Genomic DNA, 23,006 nt, shown 5'->3' on the forward strand with positions numbered 1-23,006 from the left:
AACCAGGGCTTCTGGCGACCCGCCAACGAGGGTGGTATCGACGTGGCGACACGGCGGACGCTCCTGCGACGGTCACGGCAGACACAGACGGGGAGGCCGACATCGTCACCAATCTGGCGCGGTGTGGACTGTCTTCGGTCTAGTCAGTGTCGCTTAACCACGAGAGGCGATCGGGGAGGATAACAGTCCACCTCTGGTCTGTATCACCACAAACTGAGTCTTGAGTGTGGTGAATCTAGTATCTCGTAGTGCCACCAACTCGTGACTCTCGACGCGCTGTCTATCGACGAGTTGCACAGCGTCCCCATATCGACTGGCCAGCGTACGATTCGACACCGCTGTACGATCGAACGTCGCTCGCTGGACTGGAATCCGATATCCGGACAGTGTCGGAGATGTGGTTCGACCACGAGAGCCACGACTCGGTCGAGGAGTTCGTCTGTGCACTCCCCTTAGCCTACTTCCGGTTCAGTGCCCACGACTGGTATGAGGGGTCGACACGCTACCAGATGGCCACTCTCTTCCGGGTGTTCGTACTGAAAGAACTCTACGGGTGGGAGCACGAAACCGCACTCGTTGGCTACCTCAGGAACCGCCCTGAACTCCGCGAGCAACTGGGTTTCGAGACGGTCCCGGACCAATCTACACTGTGGCGAAGTTGGCACCAGAGATTCACCGCTGACCTCAGGGAGACAGTCGAAACGGCGGCTCGAACGATCCTCATCAAAGCCCAGAATGCGGGCGTTGAGGTTCCGCGTGAACCGGCACGAAAGCTCCGATACGACGGGAACGAGTCTGATGAGTCAGACCCGGACGATCAACCCACGTTGAAGCAGGCAGAGAAGGTCACCGACCACGTCAGCCGCGTCGTCTTCCCGGCATTTTCGCTGGATCGTGGAGACGGCTGTGAGATCCACGAGAACGCCTACTGGGACTTACAGACATATCTCGGACTTCGTGAGCGTCTCGCGGCCAACGAGGGCGCTCGTAGCTTCACCTACGAGTCGACTCGTGAGCGGACGCCGCTAGGGCACGCCCATCGCGAGCAGATTCGGGACCTCTCCATCGCGGAGATTCGCGAGATGTACCGGCAGGCCGTCAACAGGCTCCTGAGCGAAGTCGCGGAGACAGAGGAGTTCTTCCGAGCCAGGATCGTCGCGATCGACATCACCGAGGACGACCCCTTTACCGGTGACCGCACCGGCCGCGAGGACGAAATCATCGGCACGAAGGAGAAAACTGACGAGTACGCCTACCAGTGGGCCACCGTCCAGTTAGTCGGCAACGCCGTCCCGATCGTCCTTGACACGCGGCCAGTTCGGAAGGGTGAGTCCCGCTTAGAAATCGTCGAGGACCTCTTGGATTCTGCCGAGGAGCTGGTTCTCGTTGATAACGTGCTGATGGACCGGGAGTTCGACAGTCAGCACGTCTTGGAGATGCTCAGCCAGCGTGGCTTGTCGTATGTCGTGCCCAAGCGGATGCAGACCAGCGAGAAAGCTCAGGCCAAGCGGTTGCTCCAACGAGATCGGGATCGATACGAGACTGACCGGAAGCTGCATCTTGGCAAGAACGAATGGCACGAGACGACGCTGATCTACCGTCGGAAAGAGGACTCCGAGCACGATGATCACCGGCAGTACTCGGTATTCATGACGAATCAAGGGAGTGGACACCTCACGGAGTACGGCCACCGCTGGGAGATCGAGAGCGGGTACAAATCGATTAAGCGGTTCATGGCTGCGACGACCTCGAAAGATTTCGGGCTCAGGTTCTTTTACTTCGCATTCGCCTGTCTCCTCTACTCAATCTGGCGGGCTGTCGATCTACTCGTCCAAGCCGAGTTGACTGGCGAGTATGAGCACTCACCGGTGATTACAGCGGACAACACGCTGACGCTGCTGAAGAAGGAAACTGGAATCGGGTAGTGAGGAACTCTGTTCGGGTTAGCGTGCCGTCTGAGTGGCTACGCTGCTGGAAATCTCGAAAACTTGTCCATATAGTTGGGTGTATTACAAGAATAGCCGCTTGGAGGGCCATCTGGGGCAGTACCCGCTGACCGAATCGGTTAAATTCACGCATCACAGCCCTGCTAAACCCGCTGTAGTCTCAACTTCCAAGCAGAAATTTTCGATATAGCAGCATACCGTTTATTAACTAAATCTGGATCCCTAAAACACGGTATTTCTGCGTTAGTGGCTCTGTATCGTGCGTTTACCGAGTCATAGTTTCGAGATTCGAGTAGGTACTCTTAGTTCGATAAGAGTACGTACTTTCAAGCAGGTGGCCGCCGTCTACCAAAGCGAATCCCATGACTCCACCCGACATCCCAGGTATTCCCGCCCAGATAGCCCTCGAAGCACGGTTCCACGGAGGCGGTGAGTGAGATGAGTTCTTCTGGCAACGGCCAGGGCCACACGGACGGCCAGGATGATCGGCCGGTCGAGGTCGCGGACGTCGTCGAGGATTACCTCACGGACAAGGGCAAAGGAGCGGAAGGAAAGAGCGGGACGTACAGGAGGGATGCAAAACGCGAACTCGACCGCTTTCTCACTTTCCTCGAACATGAGCGCCCGCGTTCGCCTACGACATTCGAGGAGCTGACTATCCGGGATATCCGCCAATACGCTCGCCATCTCGGGACACAGGATTGGACTGAAAGCACGAAGCAGAACTATTACGCCCACATTTCAGCGTTCTGCGGATGGGCAGTACGCGAGGGATATCTCGACGAGAATCCGGCGTTAAAATCACGGGCGAAAGAGCCACTTCCAGAAGACGACGGACGTAAGACCGAGCGCCAACAGGCGTGGTCACCCGAGCAGCGAACGGCACTCCTGAAGTACGTCGACGAACAGGCACACGAAGCCATCGACGAAGTAGGTGAGAACCGCTACGAGGCGATCAAAGCGTGTCGCGACCGGGCGCTCGTCTATCTCCTGTGCTTCTCGGGCGTCCGCGGCGCGGAAGTCCTAGGCGATGTCGCCGACGCCCGGCGCGGTCGCGACGGTCTCCGGTGGTCGGACGTTTCCCTCGAGGACAACACAATCACCGTCCTCGGGAAGAAGGGTGAATGGAGCGATAGGGCTGTCCCACCGTCTGCGATCCCGTCACTCGAACGCCTCCGGTCAGTACTGAACCCATCGAGTGACGACTGGCCCGTGTTCACGACGCTGTCGTATCCCACCCTTGTCGAGACGTTCAAAGACGAACTCGTTGAGCGGGACTATACGCGCAAAGAGGCTGAAAGTCTGCATCGCGAGCGGGTGAACGATGGGGACGTCTCGATGATCGAACTCTGTGTCGAGTACGATGTCGACCCTCCGGCGTTGACGACCCACAGCGCACGGCGGATTTTGCAGCGACTCACAGAGGACGCAGACATCGAGTTGGATGACGACAAACACGGCTATCTGGCGCCGCACGGCGCTCGTCGGGGAGCTGGCGAGGTGATGGTTCGGGAGTTCGGGTACACGGAGGCTGCACGACACCTAGATAACTCCGAGGAGGTGGTTCGCGAGCACTACTCACATATCGAGGCGAGTGAACGCGCTCAGATGGCTGAGACGGCGTTTCAGAATCAGCGACCTAGCCAGAAAGATGTGCCCGACCAGGACTCCGACGGGTAGCACTCATCTATCCACTGTGCCCCAGTCGGTAGCGATCTTAATGTCTGTCATAGTAGTGCTAACATGTTGAATGTTCAAAATGTAGTTACCGTGAATAATGGAAATAGTGTAACAAATAGTACTAACAGCAATAGCCTTTTTAACGGTAATATCGCTGATAACGGTACTACTGACCATAGTAGTTATAATGGTAATACCGCATATACTGTTAAAATCGGTATTACCGTTATTATTGTCGCATCAGAATAGGCCCTACATAGGTTAAAATGCCGAATTGGAGGAATAGAAGCAGATCAATAATAGCATTATTAACGGTAGTACCGTTCTAAACGGTAATCGTCTGACGAACAATTATAACGGTATGAATTCAATTTGAGGGTAGTTATGACCGACACCTACCCAGAAGTACTCGCCATCTCGTTTCAGAAGGGTGGCACTGGCAAGACATTCACCTCGTTGAACATTGCGGGCGGTCTTGCAGCTCGCGGCTTCAACGTGCTTGCCATCGACCTTGACCCACAGGGCACTCTCACCGCAAACCTTGGGAAGCGAGACCTCTACAAAGACCTGGACGCGCTCTCACTAGATGAAATCCTTTTAGATCCGAAAAGTTGGGATAATGTGAACGACCTCATCCACACCGATCACGAAGAGTTCGATCTTATCCCCAGCAACCAGAGTTATAATGGAAATAAAACACCCCTAGACTCGGCTGATGCCGGCGAGAACCGATTGGGGCGACTCTTAGAACGACTTGAAGACGACTATCACTACGTTGTCTGTGATTGCCCACCGGATTTCTCACCATACGCGAAAAACGCGGTCACGGCCGGCGAGAAGATCGTCGTGCCGATGGAGCCGGAGACGGAGATGCCGCATTCGACAGATCTGTTGTTCGACCAATATGAGGTCCTTGGAATGATGCACGATCTCGAGATTCAGTATCTCGCATTCCTGATGACGGTTAACTCGACGAAGATGACCAACGAGAACAAGCGAATGGTCGAGTGGTTCAATGAAACTTTCGACGAGAAGGGCGTTATTACTGACCATCGAGCGGCGTTCGCGAGGGCCAAAAAGAGCCAGCAGTCAATCTACGCTCACCCAGAATCGCTCCGGAACGACGAAGTCGAACGATACGACGAACTCCTTCAATTGATTCTTAAGCAGACATCACCACCGACGCTCGGATTGGATGTTGAAGCGGCAAAGGCGATGACCGTCGAAGATATTCGCGCTGCGGCGGCCGACCAAGAGGTGGAAGCATGAGTGACGATTCCTCTGAAGACGACTTTGAGGCACAGATGAGCGATGTTTCAGAGCGGGCGCAGAAGCTCGGAGTCTCCGGTTCGGACCCAAGCTCGAGTTCGGGCGCTGAATCGTTGTCCGAAAATACCACGGGTGACACTGAGGAGATAGCCGAAGTGGATTCTGATGATCCATCGGCTGCTCAGCAGGCAGTTGAACAAGAGTCACGCACGACTGGAGGACCTGATACCCACGAATACCCGAACCCAGATAGGGAGCTGGGAGCGCTTGCTGATGTCTATGCAAATAATAACGTATTCCTCTCACCCGAGGTCGTCGACGCCGTTGAGGGCCTCTGGGATGACATCGAGTATGAATGGAAGAAATCTCACGACACGGAACTCAACAAGAACTGGGACTTCTACATGGCCTGCTTCCGGGTCATCTTAGACAATCCCAATCTCATCCGTGGCGAACTTGGTATGGACACTGAGGAGTAATCTCAGCGTTCTCTCCTGGCCAATAATATCACTTGTTTATGTGTTCGGTATATAGGTGTGAACACTCATATTGGTAATAGTGGTAGTAACGTTAGTATGATTAATACCGTAGATACCGCAAACAACTAGGCGGCCAGTGAGTTAGAGACTTCGCGAATCGATATCGAGATCTCGGGTTGTAGAGGTGGCGATAGGAATTCTAAACGAAAAGCAGCGCGAGTTCCCTGCCCCATCGTGGGCGGGGGTGGGGCGCGTCACTCCGGCGCGTGTTCCGTCTCTTCGATATACCGCTCAACCACTTCCTCCGACACCGCACCTGTCGTTCCCACGTAGTACCCAACCTTCCAGAATCCGCCACCCCAGAAATACGACTCCCGAATCTCGGGATACCGCTCCAGCAAGTGCTTACCCGAGTACGACTTGAACTGCCGAGCGAGGTCGGCTGGACTGTGTTTTGGGTCGCACTAGACGAACAGGTGTACGTGGTCGTCTGCAATCTCCAACGCCAGAATTTTGTGCCCGAAGTGGTCGGAAGTCTCACCAAACAACTCTCGCACATCGTCTTCAACCACGTTGAGAACCGGGTGACGGTACTTGTGACACCAGACAAAATGATACTTACAGGAACTAACCGAATGTGCATGACTGCGGTACTCCTCTATCTCTAATCCCTATATTTATGATGAGTTAGAACGATTGTCAAAGCATGGGTGAAGAAGCCACGAAGACGATCCGGACGCGCCTCCACATAGCGTCTGGTGAACGATCGTGGCTTCACAACGCCCGCCTCGCCTCACGCGAGATCTTCAACCAAACCATCCGCCTCAAACAACAAGGGTACAATCGCACCGAGATACAGAAAGGGGTTGACCGCAACGACTTCCTACGGAACAACAAGTGCGCGGTCGTCGGCAAAGCCCTCCAAACATGGGACTCCTACCAATCACTCAAAGACTGGTGGGAGAACCAAGACGACCCTGACGGAGGGAAGCCGACTCCGCCGAGTACGGACAAATCTGGTGCGTATCCACTTGTGATGGCGCACACGGAAGGCTACCGCCTCACCGTGGACGACGACACGAACCGCGTCCAGTTCCGCATCAGCCCGAAACCCTACAAGAACGTGAACGGACACCTGCGCGGCGAACCGGACGCAATGGACGAACTGCGAGACGCCCTCACGTCGGACGAGGTGGATGTTGGGCAGGCCGAACTCCTGTACCGCGATGGCGTGTATTACTTACACGTCACGGTTACACGCGTGTTCGACGTGCCCGAACCCGATACCGCCGATACGGTAGTCGGTGTGGACATCAACGAGCGCAACGTCGCACTCACCGCCTTCGACCGCGAGACGATGCGGACGAAGGGAACACTCGTCCTCGACTACGGATGGGTTAAGCAGGAACGCCAACGCTACCACACGATCACGAAACGCTGTCAGGAACACGGCAAGACAAGTATTCATCGGAAACTCGGTGACAAGGAGGAGCGGTTCACCGAGTGGGTGTTGCATCGGCTTTCCCGTGCTGTCGTGGAGCTCGCAGAGCAGTTCTCGAATCCGGTTATCGTGTTCGAGGATATGAGCGGTATCCGCGACGAAATCAAGTACGGAACATATATGAACCGCCGGTTGCACAAACTGCCGTTCCACAAGTTCGAGAAGTTTGTCTCGTACAAGGCGACGTGGCGAGAGATTCCTACGGATACGGTAGACGCGTACTACAACTCGAAGACGTGTTCGTGCTGTGGTGAACGTGGCAGTCGGCAGGGACGGCGGTTTCGGTGTACGAACAACGAGTGTGATGTAGCGCAAGACCACGCCGACCGGAATGCCTCAGTGAACATCGCGTGGCGCGAGAAGGCGAAGCTCGACGGTGACGAATCGAATTACCGGACTCACAAAACCCAACCGCAGGTTCGGTTGGTGCGTCTGTCCGGGTCGGGGCGTGTAAGCCGCCCAACCTCATCCCGCTCGCTTGCCGAGCAGGGAGTGTTAGCGCACGACTGAGGGAATTAGAAAAGCCTCGGGCGCGGTGGCCCGAGGCTGTTTACGTGAGTCCCACAATCATCAGCTGAGTCTCGTCGATCCTCCCCTGGAACAGCCTATCGGCTGTCGATTGGGCCAAAGGATATACCATGTGAGTCAGTATATTCAACTCCGACAGGACTACGACACCCGGTCAGGAACGTCTGCGCGGACGAGTGACAGGTTCGCTCCCGTTAGAATGAGAGTGGGCTTCGTCACTCAGGCACTTCTTGGAGGGTGTTCCCCTGTGGCCGATGCTTTTGGAGGAGCACAGGCCACTACGCAGCAGACGTCTCCGGTAAGTGTCGTAGTTTTGAACCTGTTGGCATAATTTAAGAGAGATCTGGTAAGAGTATCCTACTCTCGTCGAGGTCGTATCCTTCTGCAATGCTGACCTCCAGGAGGACCTCTACGAGGAACTCGAGGTCATGGATCTCCTGGTCGAGCTGGGCGCGTTCGAGTTCGCGAGCGAGGAGGGCATCGAGAAGATGCTGTTTGAGGATAGTGGCTTCTGCTGACCGAATCGCGTGAATCTCTTCGTCGGTTAACGCTGATTGAGTGGTATTGGGGAGCTTCCCATCAGGTCTGGGGACGAGGCCGGCTTGAATGTCAGTACGAACGCGTCGGTAGTGTTTGCAGCCACCTTCCGGTGGCTCATCGAGGCACGTACAGGTTCGTTGGAGTACGTCGACCTCGTAGATGCCCCCGGACGCCGATCGAACCTCGTAGATGCCACCCTGTCGGAGCAACGAGACGTCCATCTCTTGAGTCTGTGCCCGGCCCTCACGTCGGATTGCGGCGTTCTCAATAGACGGTGTCGATTCTTCTACTGGGTTGGAATCGGATGCTGCTGTTGCCATCGGGATATCGGTCTCCATGGGACGACGACACGTCGAGATGCTACACACGACTGGCAGGTGCCTCTAGTGTCGCCCCTCTACGCTCCGGGGGGAAAACAAAAATGGCGGGTAGAACCAGCCGGTTCGGCTGGAGGGGTGATTTGTCCTACGTTACAATCTCGGCTATATCGTTTGGATAGTTACGTAGGACAGTCGCCTACTGCGGCGAACGGACGGGTTTTCGGGGGGTTGTCGGGTTGATACCCCGAGTGCTATTTTACCGCATGGCGCGAATTAGAACGTGAGCGATACCAGAAAACACCCCCGCGAAGAATCCCTTCATGCCATACCTCGCCATGCGGCCGAACGGTGATCGGGTGCTCTCCTTAGACGTCGACGGCGACGACGACATTCTCTGTCCGCTGTGTGAAGAATCGCTGTTCCTCCGCCGATCGCATTACAACAATGGACGCTTCGTCTCGAAACACTTTGTCCACCACTCTGGGTCAGAGTGTCCGGGCGAGTCAAACCTCCACGCTAGATTCAAGACGATCGCGGCGATGAAACTCCGCGAGATTTTCGAGTCAGCAACCGTCAGTCACGAGTATACCATCCCGGGGACTGACCGAGTTGCGGATGTTGTCGCGACGTTTTCTGCGGAACTCTATCCGTTCGGGAAAGGCTTCATCGTCGAGATTCAGCACAAGCACGACGACAAGGAGATCGGCTCGCTCTCGTGGGACTACCTGGAAGCGGGATATTCGGTGTTCTGGGCGTATCAGTCTGACTTCGAGGGCCACGACATGAAGTTCGCCGAACATCGCGTGAAGAAACCGTGGCCCGATGCCGTCCCAATCGTCGAAGGTCTCGACGGCTACGCAGAGAGCGTGCGGCGGTTGATGAACCCGCCGGAACAGCCTGAGGTGAAGATGGAGATTCCGTTCCCAATGGAGTACCTGCGGGCCCACGCCCTCGAAGTGATCCCGCCGCTTCGGGGGTACTACAATAAGGGCGTCTCACCTGAGGGATGGAAGAAGGTTGACGCAATTTCCCTCCACGGAAAGGGGCGCGAACGGGCGTGGGTCAACGTTCTCCGCTCACCCGCGAACCACATCTTTCTCGAGTGGTGGAAGAAGGATACCGAGCAGGGCAATTCGGAGTACATGATCGTCCACATCGGGAGCGAGTTTCCCGAGAGATTTGAAGCGTTCATGGAAGAAACAAAGGAGTGGTTTGACTCGGGGAGTGCAGACCAACAGGTTGCACACTGGGTCGGTGGCGCATCGCTGAGTTTCCGAGGGACGGAGTTGTGTGAGAGCTGGATCTCTATCGCCAAAGTGCCATACTGTCCAGTGAAAATCGTGGTCGCTCGACGCGACAAGAAGGGAAACACGCGGACGTGGGCAGTGAATTACCGAAAGGGAGACCTCGGACGTCTGGCGGCGCTGCGCCACCCGATCCGACGGCTCTTCGGTGAACCCGAGAGGGATGCAAAGGCGGCGAAGCCGTCGTCGGATAGGAAGCGGTCAACGAGCAACCCGCCAGAGATGGTATGGGACTAGCGAGACGAACTGTTTTGACTACGTTACGAACATTCTGACCAGCCGCAGGCTCGGCAGGTTTTGCATCCCTCCGAGTAATACAGGGATATTGACCCACACTCTGGACACTCGGGAGATTCGCCGGCTTCGAGGAGTTCAGCAGTGCCATCTTCCTGCTTATCGTCTTCCCGGTCACTATCGTTATCGTTGGCGCCCGTATTCAAGTTCGCATCGTGATCAGCGACCGTGCCACCGTCGGCAGTGTGTGCGGCTGTGGCGTCTTCTTCGACTGCTTCCGCGAGGTTCTGCTGATGGGGGTAGTCGAGGTGGGGATCACCCTCAAGATAGCGCGCCATCGCGAGGCCGATGGCGTCCGGGATGGATTGCGTCTTGTCACCTTTATCCCACCCAACCTTCGGTGAGCGAATGCCTCGGAGTTCGCTGGCGATCTCCTCGGGATCAAAACCAGAACGGAGCCAGGTTGAGACAGTCTTCGCGAGTGCCTCGGTAAAGGAAGCGGTGAATCCGCCGGAGTTCCCGATATTCGCGAAGAGTTCGAACGGCCGGCCGTCGGCGTCCTCGTTGATAATGACGTAGAATTTGCCGTAGCCGGTCTGAACGCGCTGCGTGACGCCAGTGAGAACGTCTGGACATGGTTGCTTCACGGCCAGTTTTCAGGGGATTTGGAGTCGGTTTCGGTTGGTTCTGTGGTGTCAACCTGGTTGTATTTCATGGGGTTGAGTTCTGTTTTGTTGTAGGTCGTCTGATGATGTTTCGCTGTGACGACGGTCGACATGTCTCACCGTTCACCTAGGCAAAGATAGGGGCAGAATGGCTCTGTTGAAATCCTCTTCTTTAGACATGTGTTCCCGTGAATCTACTGTACACTACACATGCATATTGAATGCGGATCGCTGGCTGTCACTCGGATAATCAAACATCAAATCTGTGTGAAAACCTTCGGGGTTAATCCGTTTTCAGAACCGAAGTATAGCAACTCATGACAGAGAACAACATTCCAGAAGATGCATACCGTAATGACCCTGTTTCTACCGATGAGGACGTTGCCCGACTCCGCCTCCAGCTCAAAGATCACTCTCTGGAGCAATTAGAGGCCATTGGGTTAGTCGAATGGGACAGAGAGGCCAACATCGTACGTAAAGGCCCAGATTTTGGAGATGAGAAATTGACTGAATAAAGGGGAAATACAGAGTGATACGTGGCCTCTCAAACTACCTGCAACAGTCGTTCGCTGAAGACTGCGGATTAAACCCGCCATGGTGCACAATGCCCAGATATTATCCTCCTGTGCGACAATCGGTTAATAATGAGAAGACAAGGACCGACAACGAAAGAAGAACTCCGTCAATCTCTGGATGAAATCATCCAACAGGCATATAATAATGGTGTAGACCTGAACGACGGTGCATATCCCCTTCAACATGATGATCCAGATACACCAGACTTTGAACTCATGCTCTTTCAACTGAAATCATAGCGCTTCGGAGCAGACACTCCGTCGCCTCACAGTGTGCGGTTTATCACTTGCACTGGTCGTTAGATTGCTTGGTCAAGATTGTGGACAATACACGCAAGTGCGAGTTCACGGAACTGCTTCCACCAGCGTCGTGAACGGACGAACGCGCCGTACTTCCGCTTGAGCGTTGAGTTAACTGTCTCTGATTGACTCCGTTGGCCGTAGAGGTCAGCGTCTAAGCGTGTATTCCATGCCTTGTGAAGCGATGTGAACTCACGATGCTTGATTAGTGGCCGAATCTCGTGTTGACGGGCAAGCCGTCTGATCTTCTGGTCGTCGTAGCCTTTGTCACCGAGCAGGATGTCGATAGTCTCGGGGTTGCGTTTGATCAACGAAGGAGCGATCTGGCTATCGTGTTTTCGTGTCGTCGTCACGTGTAGATCAAGGATTGCGTTCACTTTGGAATCGACTAGCAGTGTTACTTTGAGTTGCTGAATCGTGAGTTCGGCTCGTTTCGTGTAGTGTTTGGAAGCGTGACTGCGGTCGAATCCCGAAGCATCGATCCCCGCAACGCCATTGGTCGGGAGCAGTGATACAGAGAGATTGAGAAGCACTCGCCAGACAGCCATATCAAGTCTATCGAACGCTTTGCACAGTGTCGATGGGGCAGGCAGTTCAGTGAGATTGATCGCGTTCCGAATACGGGGCATCTCGATGAGTTCGTCGAGAAGTGTTCGATACGTCGTATCCTTTCGAACTTTGAGACACAGGAGAACGATGTGCTGATGGAGCGTGTAGTGTTGCTTCGAGAACTTCGAGGAGTATCGAGATACGGCACGTTGCGCTAACTGAAAGGCTTCCTCGACAAACCGGAGCAACCGAGACTTTGGGAGGGTCTGCATCTACTCAAGCTATCGACTGAACCTGTAACTCACTAAGGATTTCAACAGAGCCGGCAGAATGAGGTTAAGAACATACGGAGAAATCGCCGGATAGGGCGGTTCTATGTGCGTATCCCCACGGGATGTCGGGGGTGACAAACGAGAGTTAGAGCTCATCCCACGTGGGTGGCGCGGGCGACGAAGCAATCTCGTCGTCTGACTCATTCCCGAGGCCGTGGATGTACGCAAGCAGCTCTTCCGGTGGCGACATCGGTGAGACCGTCTCGGCATCGGCGGTGGACATGTTGTCTCCTTCGTGTTCGCCTTCCGACTCCTGTTCCTGGTCCTTTTCTCCGGGCGGGATCTCGCCGTTTTCCTCGTAGATGGCGTCAATTTGCTCGGTGAAGTGGCGGACGATACCCGGCCGATCACGGTTCGCCCGCTCGTGTTCGAGGTATAGTTCAACGGTCGCGACCTCTTCCATCATCTCGATCGCGGGCGTGATGACCCGCGTGTTCCGTGTATCGAGGAGTTTCTCGGGCGGGAGCTGTTCGAGGAGCGATTCATCGCCACTCATGCTTGTCCTGGGAGTGTCGGTGGCTCGAAGCGGTTCCACTCGTCGAGATGGGAACAGATGTCTGCGACGACGTATTCAATGGCTTCTACCGTCGACGAGTCGAGAGGTGGTGTCTCGACGATTACAGCGAGCTCGAGGGCATCCTCGAATCGGATGTGAGGGTGTGCGTCGTAGAGTACTTTGACGACAGCCTTCGCAAGTGTGTCTCCATCGAGGGATCTGGGATCGTCGATAGCGTCTCGGGCGACGGCGGTGAGATGGTGCACACGGCGGGTGGCGGCGATACTGGCGTCGATGTCGCTGCTGGTGGAGATGCGCTGTGCGGTCGTGATAGTGTTCATCGGAATGAATCCCTCCACCGAAGCGGGGGACGACAAACGAGGAGTGGTGATCCGGCCCTACGTTACATTATTAGTACGAAGGTAGCGTAGGATAATACATGCCCGAACCTGACCCCGACGCTAGCGCTCCCGCCAGTCCTGAAGAGCGGGGCGAAGCAATGCCTACACCCCCGGAAGGGCTAGCAAAGCGCGTGTGGGAGCCCCTGCAGGTACAGACCGTGTACGATCTAGAGCGAGTCATCGACTACTGCGATGAACTCATCGAGCACAAGGAGCGACCGGTGTCTCCGGATGAGAAGGTCGGAGCGGGTGAGGTCGCAGTCGAGAAGCCACCGCAGAACCTATCCCGCGAAAAGCGGCGTGCAGCGAAAGAAGAGTTTGAGGAAATGAGTACGGAACAGCTAAAGGAACTGTCAGACGAGGAGTTAACTCGATATGGACACCTTCAGAAACGGAAGCTCCCGTGTGGGCCAGGATGCGATGGTTGCCCACATGGTCCGTATCGCTACACTGTCTATCGGGATCTTCGAGGAAAGGTGACCTCGAGGTATGCGGGGAAGGCTGATGGCGAGTAGCACGATCGCGTCGACGAGGCCACTTCTGAGGCTGTGAACATCTTGCTGAGCCCGTCGGATGTCGTCCTTTGACTCGCCTCGATGGTGTAGTCCCTTCGACGTGCTGAAAGGCTGGTACAAGAAGAAGCGTTGCGTAGCTATTACGCAACTCGGTTATTTTAACTTTCATCCGGTCTGATATACTACCACAAAACGGCAACTCGACATGATCGTCTTCAGTTCCTTGTTCAAAATCTGCCATGCCTGATGCAACTGATTCGGAACACTGTCCGAAGTGTTCATTCGACCAGCTAGAGGCATTATACCAGATCAACGTTGAAGCGAAGAAGTACGCTGAGTCGGCAAGCAATAATTACTCCGGGGGAGCTAAAGCGCGAGCGCGGCATCACAGTATTCGGAAAAAGGCACTGTATGCGTTCAAACAGTCAATTCTCGAATCGTTAGTTGAGCGAGACTGCGTCGATGAGGTTCGCCTTCACAAAATCGACAACAGAGAATACTACTGCCTGTATATTGGTGAGTTCTCGTTCCATTCTCCGGTCGATGACTGGAGCGATCCGCCAGCTGATGACTTGTCTGCATCTCCGACGGAGTTGGATTCATTTGAGTCCGCAGCCGGTAGTCGAAGTGACTCTCTTTCGGAGCGTGAAGCACTCACTCGTCTGAGCGATGTGTTTGGGACGCCAAACGACTATCTTTCAGCGCCGTTTGTTGAGTACCATCACCCCGAATTTGCTGGCTGGTCGTATCTCCCGGGGGCGATTGAAGAAGGTGACAAAGTTGACGGGCGTTTCGGTCGAGATACACAGAGTCCGTATGAAGAGTTTCTGTTTGTCGCTGGGGACGAATTTGACACGCAGAACGGACACTGCCGTATTCGTGACCGATACGAGGCGTGGCTGACACCACTCTGGGACCAATCTCCAATCACCCCAAGACCAGTCTACGACGTAGAACTTGATGGAGAGTTGCGAGAAGGCGTTCGACAGCGACGGCTTGTTGATGACTGGTATATTCTCGCTGAAACTCTGCATGACCCGCTTCCCGACGTAGAAGGGAGACAGGCGGAACTCGCAGGCAGCTCCTATGAACAACCCGTCGAGTTCGACCTCGGTGATATTGTCGAAATTGATCCTGACAGGGACGAAAGCGGGCCATATTACTGGAGGATTGTCCAAGCGTCCATCTCCTACAACTTGGTTCTCTGCAAGTTCGAGCCCGTTGGACCAACTGAACACTCCGAACCGTCACTTGCAGTCGAGGAGTTTGCTGATGACGTTGTCGCAGTCCATGATTCCCCACCAGCCTTGGAGTGACTCAGACAGACGCCCCGTTCGTATTCAGCCGTGGGTTGCAGTATCGACGATACGCCCGGAGTCACGACACGCGGCGAGCCACCCATTTTGGTAGCCGATCCCCGCGAGGTCGTCGAAGGGGAATCGGATCGTTACGTGATCGGGTGTAATGTCGGGGAGTTGCACACGGAGCGAGTGTTCATCCTGGTCGGTGGCCTCGAGGTAGTCACTTCCAGCAAGCGCATATAGCTCCCAGACGATGTCCCGACCGTCCTTGGTCGTCTCGGGCCACTCCACATTAGAGAGCACCGTGCGGACGTCCTCGACCCACTGAGCGGTGTCCACATCGTCGTCGGTGATGGCGACATCGTAATCGTCGATGACGCGGTCGGGATCAAGCAGTCCGAATTTCGCAGAAAGGATCCACCAGCGAGCACAGAGTGTCTCAGCGAAATCGCGCTTGAGGCCGAAGTATGTCGAACGGTATTTTTCGCGAGCAGGAAGCAAGCCGTCGTGTTTCGCGTCGCCACACCCGACGAGGGCAGCTCGGCGAACGAGGAGACCACTTCGATCACTATCCTCACGGCCTCCACCGTCAGTCTGAATCGTCTCGATTGTGGTCTGTCTCGTTGGCATCTGTCGTCTCGGAGCGGCGTGAGTCACCCCCGCCACGAACCTGTGTGCATCAGTCGGTGCGATTTTGACACCCGCTGGGGATGAATCTACCTCCGCGGGACACTCAGCGTCATTAGTAATCGGGTGACTCTGATTGTACCTAGGATTCGCTTGATATGGGAGCCGGATTAATAGTGGACGTCGACTGGCGTCACGTAGAACGAGGTCTCGTCGTTCCCTGTATCATCGGTCGCAATCTCGTCGAGAAGTTGTTCGTATTCGGCTTGGCTCCGAATCGCGGTTCCGTATTCGTTGTAGAGGTAGTAGACCGGGCCGGCGTATTCACCGACAGAGTACATCGCATACCGGACGTCGATTGAGTAGGAGTCGATGAACTCCTCTTCGCTTCGGGTTGGGCCGAGAGGGTTCCACGGTTCGACGTCGGCTTTAATACGGGGGCTTTCGAGGAGTTCCTTGTCGGTGTACTCTTCGAATCCCTTGCGGATGACGGCCATTCTTCGAGCGAGTTCGCGAGTGGTTGATACCCAGGCGCCCTCGAGAAGATCGTTCCCGATCTCGGAGTCGGCACGAGCGGAGCCCTCTTCACGGAAGATTTCAGGGAGTGACTCGCTCCAGCGACCACCATCGGTCATGAGTGTGCCGTAGTCGAACGTCGGGTAGAGCGGCGCGTCAACGCCCTCAAAGAGGCCGTGGGCGATGCCGGTCGCGTCTTCGGCGTCGTAGGCTTCGGAGACGACTCTGATGAGCATGTGCATAATGAATTTGGTCAGGGGTAGAGGGCGAATGCGGTATCGTCGGCGTCGATGCCGAATATCGCGCCAGGAGCGTTTCCTTCGGGATCAGTAGATGGATAGAGGATCGTCCCGGACTCGAGTTCGAGAACGACTGTCGATTGCCAATCATGGGCTTGCCAGCCTTCGCGTTCAAGTTCTTCGCTGGTCATTTCACGAACGTCGGCGATGCGCTGTCCGGCGATATTGTCGTCTGTGGTGGATTCCATTTTGAGTGGGCCTCCACCGCGTGGGGGCCCGACAAACGAGCACGAGTTAGTCCGCCGCGTCCTCGTTCTCGTTTTGGGAGTGCTGCACGGGAATCTCGAATATGATGTGACTCTCCGTATCCGTGGTGAGTTCGTCCACCTCGGTCCAGGTGTACCAGGCTTCTTCGAGGAGATCGGTTCGGTTGGGTGTCTCGGAGATGGCGTAGACCGAGGCGCTAATGCCTTCGGTGGCGAAGCGAATATCGACGGTGAGTTGGTCGGTGTCGTCAGGTGAGACACCCATCTGACGGGTTTTGCTATCCGGGACATCGTCACTGCCGCTGTCCTGGTCGTCGAGATCGCCCCGGTAGCGGTGGGGGAGAACGTGGTCGGGGATATCGTTCTGCTCGATCACCGCGTCCTCCCGCTCATCGAGTGTCTCCGTCAGGTCCGTGAGCTTCTCCTCGGCTGTCTCGATTGCGGTCTTCTTCCGGGCGTAGGTCTCATCCATGAAGTGGTACTTCCGGGTGTCGTCGTAGAAACGGATGCCCTCCGACCGCTCCCGTCGCTTGGTCCCCAGTATACCGTAGCCCGCCAGATAGTCAGTCCGATACTCGGCATGGGTGTCACTCACGGTCTGCTCCCGGAGCCGAAAGCGCCCGATTGTTTCAGGCCAGTCGATATCTTCCTGCTCGGCCTGCTGTTCGGCCCGGTCGCGCTCCTCGGCCCGAACCTCCTTGATGTGCGGAACGAGTTCGTCGAGCGCGTCCTGGGCGCTCTCGTGGAACTGCCCGCTCCCGTCCCGCCGGGTCCCCACCGGGTCGACGTATTCGATGTCCCACTCACCGGCGCCGGATGAGACGTCGTCGTCCCGAAGCCACATTTCGGCCAAGTAGCCGTCCGGATGCTCAACGAGGATCGAGGGCTCTTGCTCGGCGTCCTCGTGCTCATCGACGATTGTCCAGTGTTCGGGAACGTCCAGAGAGTCAACGATCCCCTCCATGACCGTCTGTTCGGTCACACTCTCGACGCCCTCGAGCTCATCGACGTCGCCGCCGGCATCCTCGGTTGCCTGGGCATTGACGTCGATGGGGAGACCGTGGCGGGTGATTCCACGGGCCTTTAATTTCGGTATCGTTGTCCGGATCGATTTGGCCGAAGCGTCCCCGATTCCCGGCCACTCCGATAGGTCCTCGGTGTTATCTTCGACTTTCAGGACGTGACTGGCACCCGAACCCATCTCTTTGATCGAGTTGGCGACGTTTCCAGTGACTTCGAAGGCTCGAGTGATCGTGGAGGGGGTCCATGAGCCGTTGGCCAGCGCATCGAGCGCACTCTCCCGAGTTCCACCATCGAGGTATTCCGGGTCCTCGGTCGCCTGGCTGCCGGTGAGATCCGTCTGCCCCTCGATCACCTCGGAAGCGAGGCTGGCCTGCTCGCCGGGGTTAGCAGGCGGGTCGCACACGTCGTTTCGGTTGTCGACGAACTCGTCACTCCTGTCCACGACCTCTCCAGTGGAGTTCGTCGAATTGTTGCTACTCGCGTCGGTCGGCGGTGGTGAGGGCATTCTGTGGGCCTCCGCCGTGCGGGGGCCGGACAAATCGAGCCCTACGCAACATACGGACACCGACAGTTCGCACCGTAACGTAGGACCGGGCGACCGTTACGGCCGCTCGTCCACGACCTCGTCCCAGAGCCCTTCGTGGTATTCGACGTAGTTGCGCTCGGTCTGTGTCCGATATGCGAAAGTGCGCCCGTCTTCGTAGGTGACGATGATGGCCTGCTCGATGGGATAGGGGCCATCTTCGTCCTCGTAGTCCACTAGTTCTGCCCACTCATCGGGTGACCCAAGCGGATCGGGATCGCTGAGATCCCCTCCGTTGGCAGCCCAGATCGGGTCGTCCGGTTCTTTGACGGCGGGCTCGAGGCGTTCGATTGGCGTCTTCCCCTCGGAGGGCCACACTCCACGTTCCTCCCAGAATGCTCGCATCTCACGGAGGCTTCGACGGACGGTCTCGCGGATGGTGAGGAAGTCAGCGTCTTGCCACCCGTCGCGTGACCAGGATTCGCCTTTGTAGGCGATACCCTGCGGGCCGTTCCAATCGAGACCGATGATGTCCGCAGGCGGGTCCCCTGTGAGATTCGGTTGGGTGAGCTCCTGGATGACGCGCCATTGCTTCGTCGGGCTGGCTCCAAGGAGATGCACACGGTGACCGCGCCAGTTGGCGATATCCGAGAAGTGCCACGCTTTGATATTTGAACGCCCCATCGCGTATCCGAGGACGAGCGATTCCCCGGGGATATCAGCGTTGGCGACGATATCGATGGCCTCGCGACACTTCGGGACGATGATGATGGTCGCGTCTGGGTAGTCAGATTTGAGTTCGCGGGCGGCGTCGACAAACGTGTGTGCTTCCTCAGGAGTGCGGGCATCGCCAACGACACCGATTTCGGGCTCAACCTCACGGAAGCGGGTGAGATACCGATCGAGGTCGGGCCGATTGAAGTCGTTGTCGAGCATGAGGATCGGGACGTCAACGTTGCGGAGATGGCTATCCTGAATCCGACAGTCCTCGCGAGCGCCGGTAACGAATCCGAGGGCGTATGCCTCAGTCGCAAACGGGGCTCGATGAAGGAACCCAATGTACTCGGCACGACGAGCGACTTCGATAGGAAGCGCGTCCTCTTCGCGTTCTCGTTCGGTGTTGCTGTCGGCCTCGATCTCGGACCGGTGGTCGGAATGCTCGCCTCCCGATGCCTGGTGTCTGTCCTCGAGTGTGTCAAGAGTCGCCGGCGAGAGGTACGGGGAGAGGTCGAGTTGGCCGTGGCCGATGCTCTCGGCTGAACTGGTATTGGAACTCACCATAGGAATTGGATGTCTGGATGGTCAGCTGGCGGCGCACGGCTCCGCCGCCGACAAAACTGGCGGACGAAACCTCGCCTACGCGGAAGACACAGAAGGGGAGCTCGACGACGATGATGCTCGTTCGGATGGCTCCACGGATGGGTCACGAAGATGGTCGTAGTCTATCTCGAGGCCAGCGATTCCCTCGACTGCGGCGGTCGCGACGTTTCCGGTGAGGCAGTTCTCGACAGTCGCGTAGCCGTGGAGCCGAGCCCACTCACAGGCGTCGGCGATGAGTCCCCGGAGAACGTTCACCGGGTAGGCAAGGGCGTCGGTCTGGGCGCCCGCTGTGGACAGCGTGACGGCTTCGGTGTTGTCCCGAGGGTTCTGCTCCTCGGAGTGGTCTCGAAGGCAGAGCGCGGCAACCAAGGCGTCTTCTGGAGTTCGGTAGGCGAAGCACGCGACGAGCGGTGCGGTGTCGTCAGGTTCGCCACAGTCGTACTCATCGAGGAACGCCTGGGCGTCGGTGGTGAGGGTGGTTTCTCGACGAGCCGGGTGCTCCTCGCGGGTCTGGACAAGTTCACCCTGGGCGACCGTGCGGGGAGAGGCACATGCGGGTCTGACTGGTGTGTTCTGGTCGGTGAGGCGGGCCTGATCGGGACTGACGCGACCGGCGGGCCGTCGGGCCTCGATCGAATGACTGGCGAGGACGTATCTGTAGCGACACTTCCGGTACGTTCCACCCCCGGCGCGGCCCTCACGAGAGTGCCATTCACTCCGGTCAGCTATCGTCGTCCCGAGGAGCTCGAACCCAGCGGCCTGATACATGGTTCCCTCGTTGCCGTTCTGGACACCGGCGTACGTGAGCAGGCGATCGTATCCTTCGAGGCGACTCCACGCACAGCAGCGTGAGAGGAGCCACGATCCGGTATTCGCGGGCCGGTCGGGATGGGCAGCGAAGCGATACAGTTCGACCGTCCGACCGTCGGCGTTGTGTCGCCCCCGCGGGCGTCCGAGGACCGCCATCGCAACCTCTCGGTCCTGGTAGGTGGCAGTGAGTGCGATTCGGAAGGGCGTGGTCACTGGGTCGTGCTGATACGCGACGTCGGGGTGCTTCAGGAAGCCGTTGACACGCTCACGGACTCTGGACCCACGCTCAGCGCGGAGCGATAGGTGCCCCGTTGACGACGCACCACCGGGCGAGACGAGACGGGGGTCACAGTCGCGGTATGTCCGATAGGCGTGGTAGGCGGCAAGGGAGTCGAATTCCGTCTCGAGTATGACGATCTCCCCGGAGTCGATCATCGCATCGGTCTCGTCTTGGTTGGGGAGGCGACCGATACTAAGTGGGCCCCCTGGCGGGACGTACCAGTTGAAGGATCCGATGGAGTCGTCCCCAATGCATCGCCCGATAGCGTTGAGGTAGGGGAACGCGATGATGTCGCCGGCGCGAAGCGGCCGTATCACTCTGGACGAGGGGTGGTGACGAGTACTCACGGGAAAGGAGAGGCGTTAGGCGGATGCCCAGCCAAAGAACAGGTACGTGTCTTCTTCGACGTGAATACATCCAGCAGGGCCCCACTTGCTGTCGATTCGAGAGTCCTGTTCGTCGATAAGCTGGCTGGCGTACTCGGCGGGGTCGGTGTCGCCTACTTCGTCGTCGGGAATACGGGTGAACGAGGTTTTCTCCGCGATGGTCCCGGTGTATCCACCTTGGCCGTAGTGGTACTGGGCGTCCTCGACGGCGTCGCTAAACGCGCTCTTGACGTCCTCGCCGTTCGCTCGGGTGAAAAACGTGTGAGCGCCCATCAGCGGTCTCCCTCTAATTCGTCTTCACTGAGGTGAACCGCCTCGGCGTCGTCTGGAACAAGTTCCTCATAGGTTCGGAATTCCTGGCAATCGACACAGAAGACTCCGTTCTCACCGATATCGGAGTCGGTGATGGGGCCATTCTTTGTCACTTCGACATCGATATGTCCGTTCGCAAAGCGATGCACAGCTCCGAACTGTACTTGATGGATGATCCACGAGAACCGTCCGTTTCCACAATCTGGACAGACAAGCAACTCCGATTCGGAGTTCATCTAACGACCTCGTATATTCGCCGGTTTGTACTGCGGCTGGTGGTTGCCATCTTGTTTGGACTCCTCCACCGTCTCGGGGGCCACAAACAGGGTAAAATCGATCTCGTATGTGAAAGGAGTCATAGAATCGTTCACAGCCGATTTACTGCGGTGCAAGCGGTAGAAAATGTTGAATCATATATGATTACAGAAGCCGCTGCAAGATACAGAGGACGGGTTCCGCACGCAATCTTGAATACAGGACACAGAGTGAGATGCTACATGAACAACAACATTTCGCTTGACGGACGGACAATGGTCGGAGTCACGAATACTGACGACGGAGAGGTGAGCGGGGACACGAAGTTCCATTTTGAACAGGACGGTGAACGAATCTACGCCCACTACGAGGGTGGTGATGTGGTGGATGGACACCTTGTTGGAACTGTTGAGGGCAACCATTGGGACATCCGATACACACAGATTAACCGGAACCACGAGACTGCAACGGGCCACTCTGTCGGGGTCATCGAAGTTCTAGAAGATGGCCGCCTGCGAGTTGAGGATGAGTGGAAATGGGAATCACAGAGAGGCAGCGGTGAAACGGTACTCGAAGAAGTCAAATAAGGTAGCACTGAGTGTGCAATGATACAGCGCGCGTATCTTGCACGCGAGTCTTGACAAGACTTGGATAGACAGAGAGCGCGGAGCTTTCTATGACAGGCTCTCTCGTAATCAACCGTCAGTAGTAGGATGGACACTCAGGGTGAATGCCGGGACGATCCATAGCTCCTCGTCAGTACTGCCGTACTCGGGCTGAGTGTAGTCGCTGGGATCATCAGGGACGGTGTAGCTGTCGATGAGGTCTATGAACTGCCCGGCGCGGCAGATTGCGGTTCCGTCCTCGTCGTAGAGGTAGATGTCAGGTTCGGGTTCGAAGTCAACTTCAGGGCCTTCAGAGAGGTGATCACCCCAGTTGGTGCGGTTGTGGGCTTTATTAAATAGTTCGAGGCCGCGTTCGCTCGCGACGGGCACGGCTTCAGGGAGTGCGCCCCAGCCGATATTGAAAGGACGGATATCCGGGTCGTCAGCTTCGTGGAGGAGCTCAAAGGTCATCCCGTCGAAGCCGGCGGGCTTCTTGGGGGCGTTCTCTCGAGCATCGAATGCAAGAGTGGCCTTGACGATCGCCTCGAAGCGAGATTTCGCCGGCACGACGGCGAACGCGAGTGCGTCAATTCGTTTCTCGTAGGTCACGGAGACGTCGTCGTGAATAGGTCCATAGGGATTCTCCGATTCGAGTTCCGTGTCGCGCTCACATTCCTTGCAGAGGGCCCGATCGGGATCGACGGGGCGATCACACTGGGTACACCGCGGGGCTTCGTCGACGGTGAATTCGCCGGCGTCATTGGGGCCGTAATGCTCGTCTTCAAAAGATGTGTCTCCGAAGTCGTCCTTGCCGTAGAATCTCCGGTCGTCGTCCCAAGGGCTTTCGGCGTTCATGGAGGGATTCCTCCCTCCTTCATAGATTGTTCTCTAATATAAACGAGCGCAAGC

Annotated in this window: 23 protein-coding genes and 2 pseudogenes; 11 read left to right on the plus strand and 14 right to left on the minus strand. The window is 56.6% G+C overall.

Features of this window, described 5'->3' with window-relative positions; genetic code table 11:
* The first annotated feature begins 248 nt into the window (after positions 1-248).
* The 4 genes from ACT3HL_RS13380 to ACT3HL_RS13395 all read left to right on the plus strand — a co-directional run bounded on the left by ACT3HL_RS13380 (position 249) and on the right by ACT3HL_RS13395 (position 5,374).
* On the plus strand, positions 249-1,925 hold the full coding sequence (locus ACT3HL_RS13380) for a transposase (protein WP_445087327.1): 1,677 nt from the start codon (positions 249-251) through the stop codon (positions 1,923-1,925).
* A gap of 459 nt (positions 1,926-2,384) precedes the next feature.
* Positions 2,385-3,626 (plus strand): tyrosine-type recombinase/integrase, encoded by a 1,242-nt coding sequence (locus tag ACT3HL_RS13385; RefSeq protein WP_251331585.1) that lies wholly within the window; start codon positions 2,385-2,387, stop codon positions 3,624-3,626.
* A 384-nt stretch (positions 3,627-4,010) separates the two neighbouring features.
* Positions 4,011-4,895 carry a ParA family protein gene (locus tag ACT3HL_RS13390; protein ID WP_112077660.1) on the plus strand — a complete coding sequence of 295 codons (885 nt, stop codon included), beginning with the start codon at positions 4,011-4,013 and terminating at the stop codon, positions 4,893-4,895.
* Entirely contained in the window at positions 4,892-5,374 is a 483-nt protein-coding gene (locus tag ACT3HL_RS13395) for a hypothetical protein (RefSeq protein ID WP_256309253.1), read from the plus strand. Before ACT3HL_RS13390 ends, ACT3HL_RS13395 begins: the two co-directional genes overlap by 4 nt.
* 254 nt (positions 5,375-5,628) lie before the next feature.
* Here the strand turns inward: ACT3HL_RS13395 and tnpA are convergent.
* Positions 5,629-6,036 (minus strand): annotated as a pseudogene (tnpA, locus tag ACT3HL_RS13400) (IS200/IS605 family transposase).
* Between the two features lie 44 nt (positions 6,037-6,080).
* On the opposite strand from tnpA, the gene ACT3HL_RS13405 reads away from it, so the two are divergent.
* Entirely contained in the window at positions 6,081-7,385 is a 1,305-nt protein-coding gene (locus ACT3HL_RS13405; protein WP_256309252.1) for a transposase, read from the plus strand.
* Positions 7,386-7,735: 350 nt separating this feature from the next.
* Here the strand turns inward: ACT3HL_RS13405 and ACT3HL_RS13410 are convergent, their stop codons facing one another.
* Entirely contained in the window at positions 7,736-8,281 is a 546-nt protein-coding gene (locus ACT3HL_RS13410) for a hypothetical protein (protein WP_256309251.1), read from the minus strand.
* Between the two features lie 302 nt (positions 8,282-8,583).
* On the opposite strand from ACT3HL_RS13410, the gene ACT3HL_RS13415 reads away from it, so the two are divergent.
* Entirely contained in the window at positions 8,584-9,804 is a 1,221-nt protein-coding gene (locus tag ACT3HL_RS13415) for a hypothetical protein (RefSeq protein WP_256309250.1), read from the plus strand.
* Between the two features lie 23 nt (positions 9,805-9,827).
* Here the strand turns inward: ACT3HL_RS13415 and ACT3HL_RS13420 are convergent.
* A pseudogene (locus tag ACT3HL_RS13420) lies at positions 9,828-10,445 on the minus strand (TSCPD domain-containing protein); the annotation flags it as partial.
* A 338-nt stretch (positions 10,446-10,783) separates the two neighbouring features.
* Here ACT3HL_RS13420 and ACT3HL_RS13425 point away from each other — a divergent pair.
* Both ACT3HL_RS13425 and ACT3HL_RS13430 read left to right on the plus strand, forming a co-directional pair.
* Entirely contained in the window at positions 10,784-10,981 is a 198-nt protein-coding gene (locus tag ACT3HL_RS13425) for a hypothetical protein (protein ID WP_256309249.1), read from the plus strand.
* A gap of 129 nt (positions 10,982-11,110) precedes the next feature.
* Complete coding sequence (locus tag ACT3HL_RS13430) at positions 11,111-11,281, plus strand: hypothetical protein (protein WP_256309248.1); 171 nt, start codon at positions 11,111-11,113, stop codon at positions 11,279-11,281.
* Between the two features lie 59 nt (positions 11,282-11,340).
* On the opposite strand, the gene ACT3HL_RS13435 is transcribed toward ACT3HL_RS13430, so the two are convergent.
* The 3 genes from ACT3HL_RS13435 to ACT3HL_RS13445 form a co-directional block, all read right to left on the minus strand.
* Entirely contained in the window at positions 11,341-12,162 is an 822-nt protein-coding gene (locus ACT3HL_RS13435; RefSeq protein WP_256309246.1) for an IS5 family transposase, read from the minus strand.
* A 145-nt stretch (positions 12,163-12,307) separates the two neighbouring features.
* Positions 12,308-12,718 carry a hypothetical protein gene (locus ACT3HL_RS13440; protein ID WP_256309245.1) on the minus strand — a complete coding sequence of 137 codons (411 nt, stop codon included), beginning with the start codon at positions 12,716-12,718 and terminating at the stop codon, positions 12,308-12,310.
* On the minus strand, positions 12,715-13,059 hold the full coding sequence (locus ACT3HL_RS13445) for a hypothetical protein (protein ID WP_112077666.1): 345 nt from the start codon (positions 13,057-13,059) through the stop codon (positions 12,715-12,717). The genes ACT3HL_RS13440 and ACT3HL_RS13445 overlap by 4 nt, the downstream gene beginning before the upstream one ends.
* Positions 13,060-13,217: 158 nt before the next feature.
* Here ACT3HL_RS13445 and ACT3HL_RS13450 point away from each other — a divergent pair, with 158 nt between their 5' ends.
* Together ACT3HL_RS13450 and ACT3HL_RS13455 are read left to right on the plus strand one after the other, a co-directional pair.
* A complete protein-coding gene (locus ACT3HL_RS13450) occupies positions 13,218-13,634 on the plus strand; it encodes a hypothetical protein (protein WP_445087328.1) in 417 nt (138 codons plus the stop codon).
* A 239-nt stretch (positions 13,635-13,873) separates the two neighbouring features.
* The gene (locus ACT3HL_RS13455) at positions 13,874-14,950 is read left to right on the plus strand and encodes a hypothetical protein (protein WP_127341295.1); all 1,077 of its coding nucleotides are present in this window, start codon (positions 13,874-13,876) and stop codon (positions 14,948-14,950) included.
* Positions 14,951-14,974: 24 nt separating this feature from the next.
* On the opposite strand, the gene ACT3HL_RS13460 is transcribed toward ACT3HL_RS13455, so the two are convergent.
* The 7 genes from ACT3HL_RS13460 to ACT3HL_RS13490 form a co-directional block, all read right to left on the minus strand.
* Entirely contained in the window at positions 14,975-15,565 is a 591-nt protein-coding gene (locus tag ACT3HL_RS13460; protein ID WP_256309243.1) for a DUF6884 domain-containing protein, read from the minus strand.
* 167 nt (positions 15,566-15,732) lie between these two features.
* Complete coding sequence (locus tag ACT3HL_RS13465) at positions 15,733-16,320, minus strand: hypothetical protein (RefSeq protein WP_256309242.1); 588 nt, start codon at positions 16,318-16,320, stop codon at positions 15,733-15,735.
* Positions 16,321-16,331: 11 nt separating this feature from the next.
* Positions 16,332-16,565, minus strand: a complete 234-nt coding sequence (locus tag ACT3HL_RS13470) for a hypothetical protein (protein WP_251331593.1) — start codon at positions 16,563-16,565, stop codon at positions 16,332-16,334.
* Positions 16,566-16,611: 46 nt separating this feature from the next.
* Positions 16,612-18,111 carry a hypothetical protein gene (locus ACT3HL_RS13475; RefSeq protein WP_256309241.1) on the minus strand — a complete coding sequence of 500 codons (1,500 nt, stop codon included), beginning with the start codon at positions 18,109-18,111 and terminating at the stop codon, positions 16,612-16,614.
* A gap of 96 nt (positions 18,112-18,207) precedes the next feature.
* Positions 18,208-19,410: a DUF6610 family protein gene (locus tag ACT3HL_RS13480; protein WP_445087329.1), complete on the minus strand. Its 1,203-nt coding sequence runs from the start codon at positions 19,408-19,410 to the stop codon at positions 18,208-18,210.
* A gap of 75 nt (positions 19,411-19,485) precedes the next feature.
* The gene (locus tag ACT3HL_RS13485) at positions 19,486-20,856 is read right to left on the minus strand and encodes an XF1762 family protein (protein ID WP_445087330.1); all 1,371 of its coding nucleotides are present in this window, start codon (positions 20,854-20,856) and stop codon (positions 19,486-19,488) included.
* A 45-nt stretch (positions 20,857-20,901) separates the two neighbouring features.
* Positions 20,902-21,198 carry a hypothetical protein gene (locus tag ACT3HL_RS13490; protein ID WP_445087331.1) on the minus strand — a complete coding sequence of 99 codons (297 nt, stop codon included), beginning with the start codon at positions 21,196-21,198 and terminating at the stop codon, positions 20,902-20,904.
* A gap of 32 nt (positions 21,199-21,230) precedes the next feature.
* On the opposite strand from ACT3HL_RS13490, the gene ACT3HL_RS13495 reads away from it, so the two are divergent.
* Positions 21,231-22,079, plus strand: coding sequence for a hypothetical protein (locus ACT3HL_RS13495; protein ID WP_313690553.1), 849 nt, complete (start codon positions 21,231-21,233; stop codon positions 22,077-22,079).
* Positions 22,080-22,187: 108 nt separating this feature from the next.
* Here the strand turns inward: ACT3HL_RS13495 and ACT3HL_RS13500 are convergent, their stop codons facing one another.
* Positions 22,188-22,952: a hypothetical protein gene (locus ACT3HL_RS13500; RefSeq protein ID WP_123124688.1), complete on the minus strand. Its 765-nt coding sequence runs from the start codon at positions 22,950-22,952 to the stop codon at positions 22,188-22,190.
* Between the last annotated feature and the right edge of the window lie 54 nt (positions 22,953-23,006).

The organism is Halobellus sp. GM3 (assembly GCF_052545375.1).

Coding starts and splice junctions, on each gene's coding strand:
- ACT3HL_RS13470 (WP_251331593.1), bottom strand. CDS start 16,565: ATGGAATCCACCACAGACGACAATATCGCCGGACAGCGCATCGCCGAC.
- ACT3HL_RS13440 (WP_256309245.1), bottom strand. CDS start 12,718: ATGAGTGGCGATGAATCGCTCCTCGAACAGCTCCCGCCCGAGAAACTC.
- ACT3HL_RS13450 (WP_445087328.1), top strand. CDS start 13,218: ATGCCTACACCCCCGGAAGGGCTAGCAAAGCGCGTGTGGGAGCCCCTG.
- ACT3HL_RS13465 (WP_256309242.1), bottom strand. CDS start 16,320: ATGCACATGCTCATCAGAGTCGTCTCCGAAGCCTACGACGCCGAAGAC.
- ACT3HL_RS13410 (WP_256309251.1), bottom strand. CDS start 8,281: ATGGAGACCGATATCCCGATGGCAACAGCAGCATCCGATTCCAACCCA.
- ACT3HL_RS13435 (WP_256309246.1), bottom strand. CDS start 12,162: ATGCAGACCCTCCCAAAGTCTCGGTTGCTCCGGTTTGTCGAGGAAGCC.
- ACT3HL_RS13430 (WP_256309248.1), top strand. CDS start 11,111: ATGAGAAGACAAGGACCGACAACGAAAGAAGAACTCCGTCAATCTCTG.
- ACT3HL_RS13385 (WP_251331585.1), top strand. CDS start 2,385: ATGAGTTCTTCTGGCAACGGCCAGGGCCACACGGACGGCCAGGATGAT.
- ACT3HL_RS13460 (WP_256309243.1), bottom strand. CDS start 15,565: ATGCCAACGAGACAGACCACAATCGAGACGATTCAGACTGACGGTGGA.
- ACT3HL_RS13395 (WP_256309253.1), top strand. CDS start 4,892: ATGAGTGACGATTCCTCTGAAGACGACTTTGAGGCACAGATGAGCGAT.
- ACT3HL_RS13490 (WP_445087331.1), bottom strand. CDS start 21,198: ATGGGCGCTCACACGTTTTTCACCCGAGCGAACGGCGAGGACGTCAAG.
- ACT3HL_RS13480 (WP_445087329.1), bottom strand. CDS start 19,410: ATGGTGAGTTCCAATACCAGTTCAGCCGAGAGCATCGGCCACGGCCAA.
- ACT3HL_RS13500 (WP_123124688.1), bottom strand. CDS start 22,952: ATGAACGCCGAAAGCCCTTGGGACGACGACCGGAGATTCTACGGCAAG.
- ACT3HL_RS13405 (WP_256309252.1), top strand. CDS start 6,081: ATGGGTGAAGAAGCCACGAAGACGATCCGGACGCGCCTCCACATAGCG.
- ACT3HL_RS13415 (WP_256309250.1), top strand. CDS start 8,584: ATGCCATACCTCGCCATGCGGCCGAACGGTGATCGGGTGCTCTCCTTA.
- ACT3HL_RS13425 (WP_256309249.1), top strand. CDS start 10,784: ATGACAGAGAACAACATTCCAGAAGATGCATACCGTAATGACCCTGTT.
- ACT3HL_RS13445 (WP_112077666.1), bottom strand. CDS start 13,059: ATGAACACTATCACGACCGCACAGCGCATCTCCACCAGCAGCGACATC.
- ACT3HL_RS13390 (WP_112077660.1), top strand. CDS start 4,011: ATGACCGACACCTACCCAGAAGTACTCGCCATCTCGTTTCAGAAGGGT.
- ACT3HL_RS13475 (WP_256309241.1), bottom strand. CDS start 18,111: ATGCCCTCACCACCGCCGACCGACGCGAGTAGCAACAATTCGACGAAC.
- ACT3HL_RS13455 (WP_127341295.1), top strand. CDS start 13,874: ATGCCTGATGCAACTGATTCGGAACACTGTCCGAAGTGTTCATTCGAC.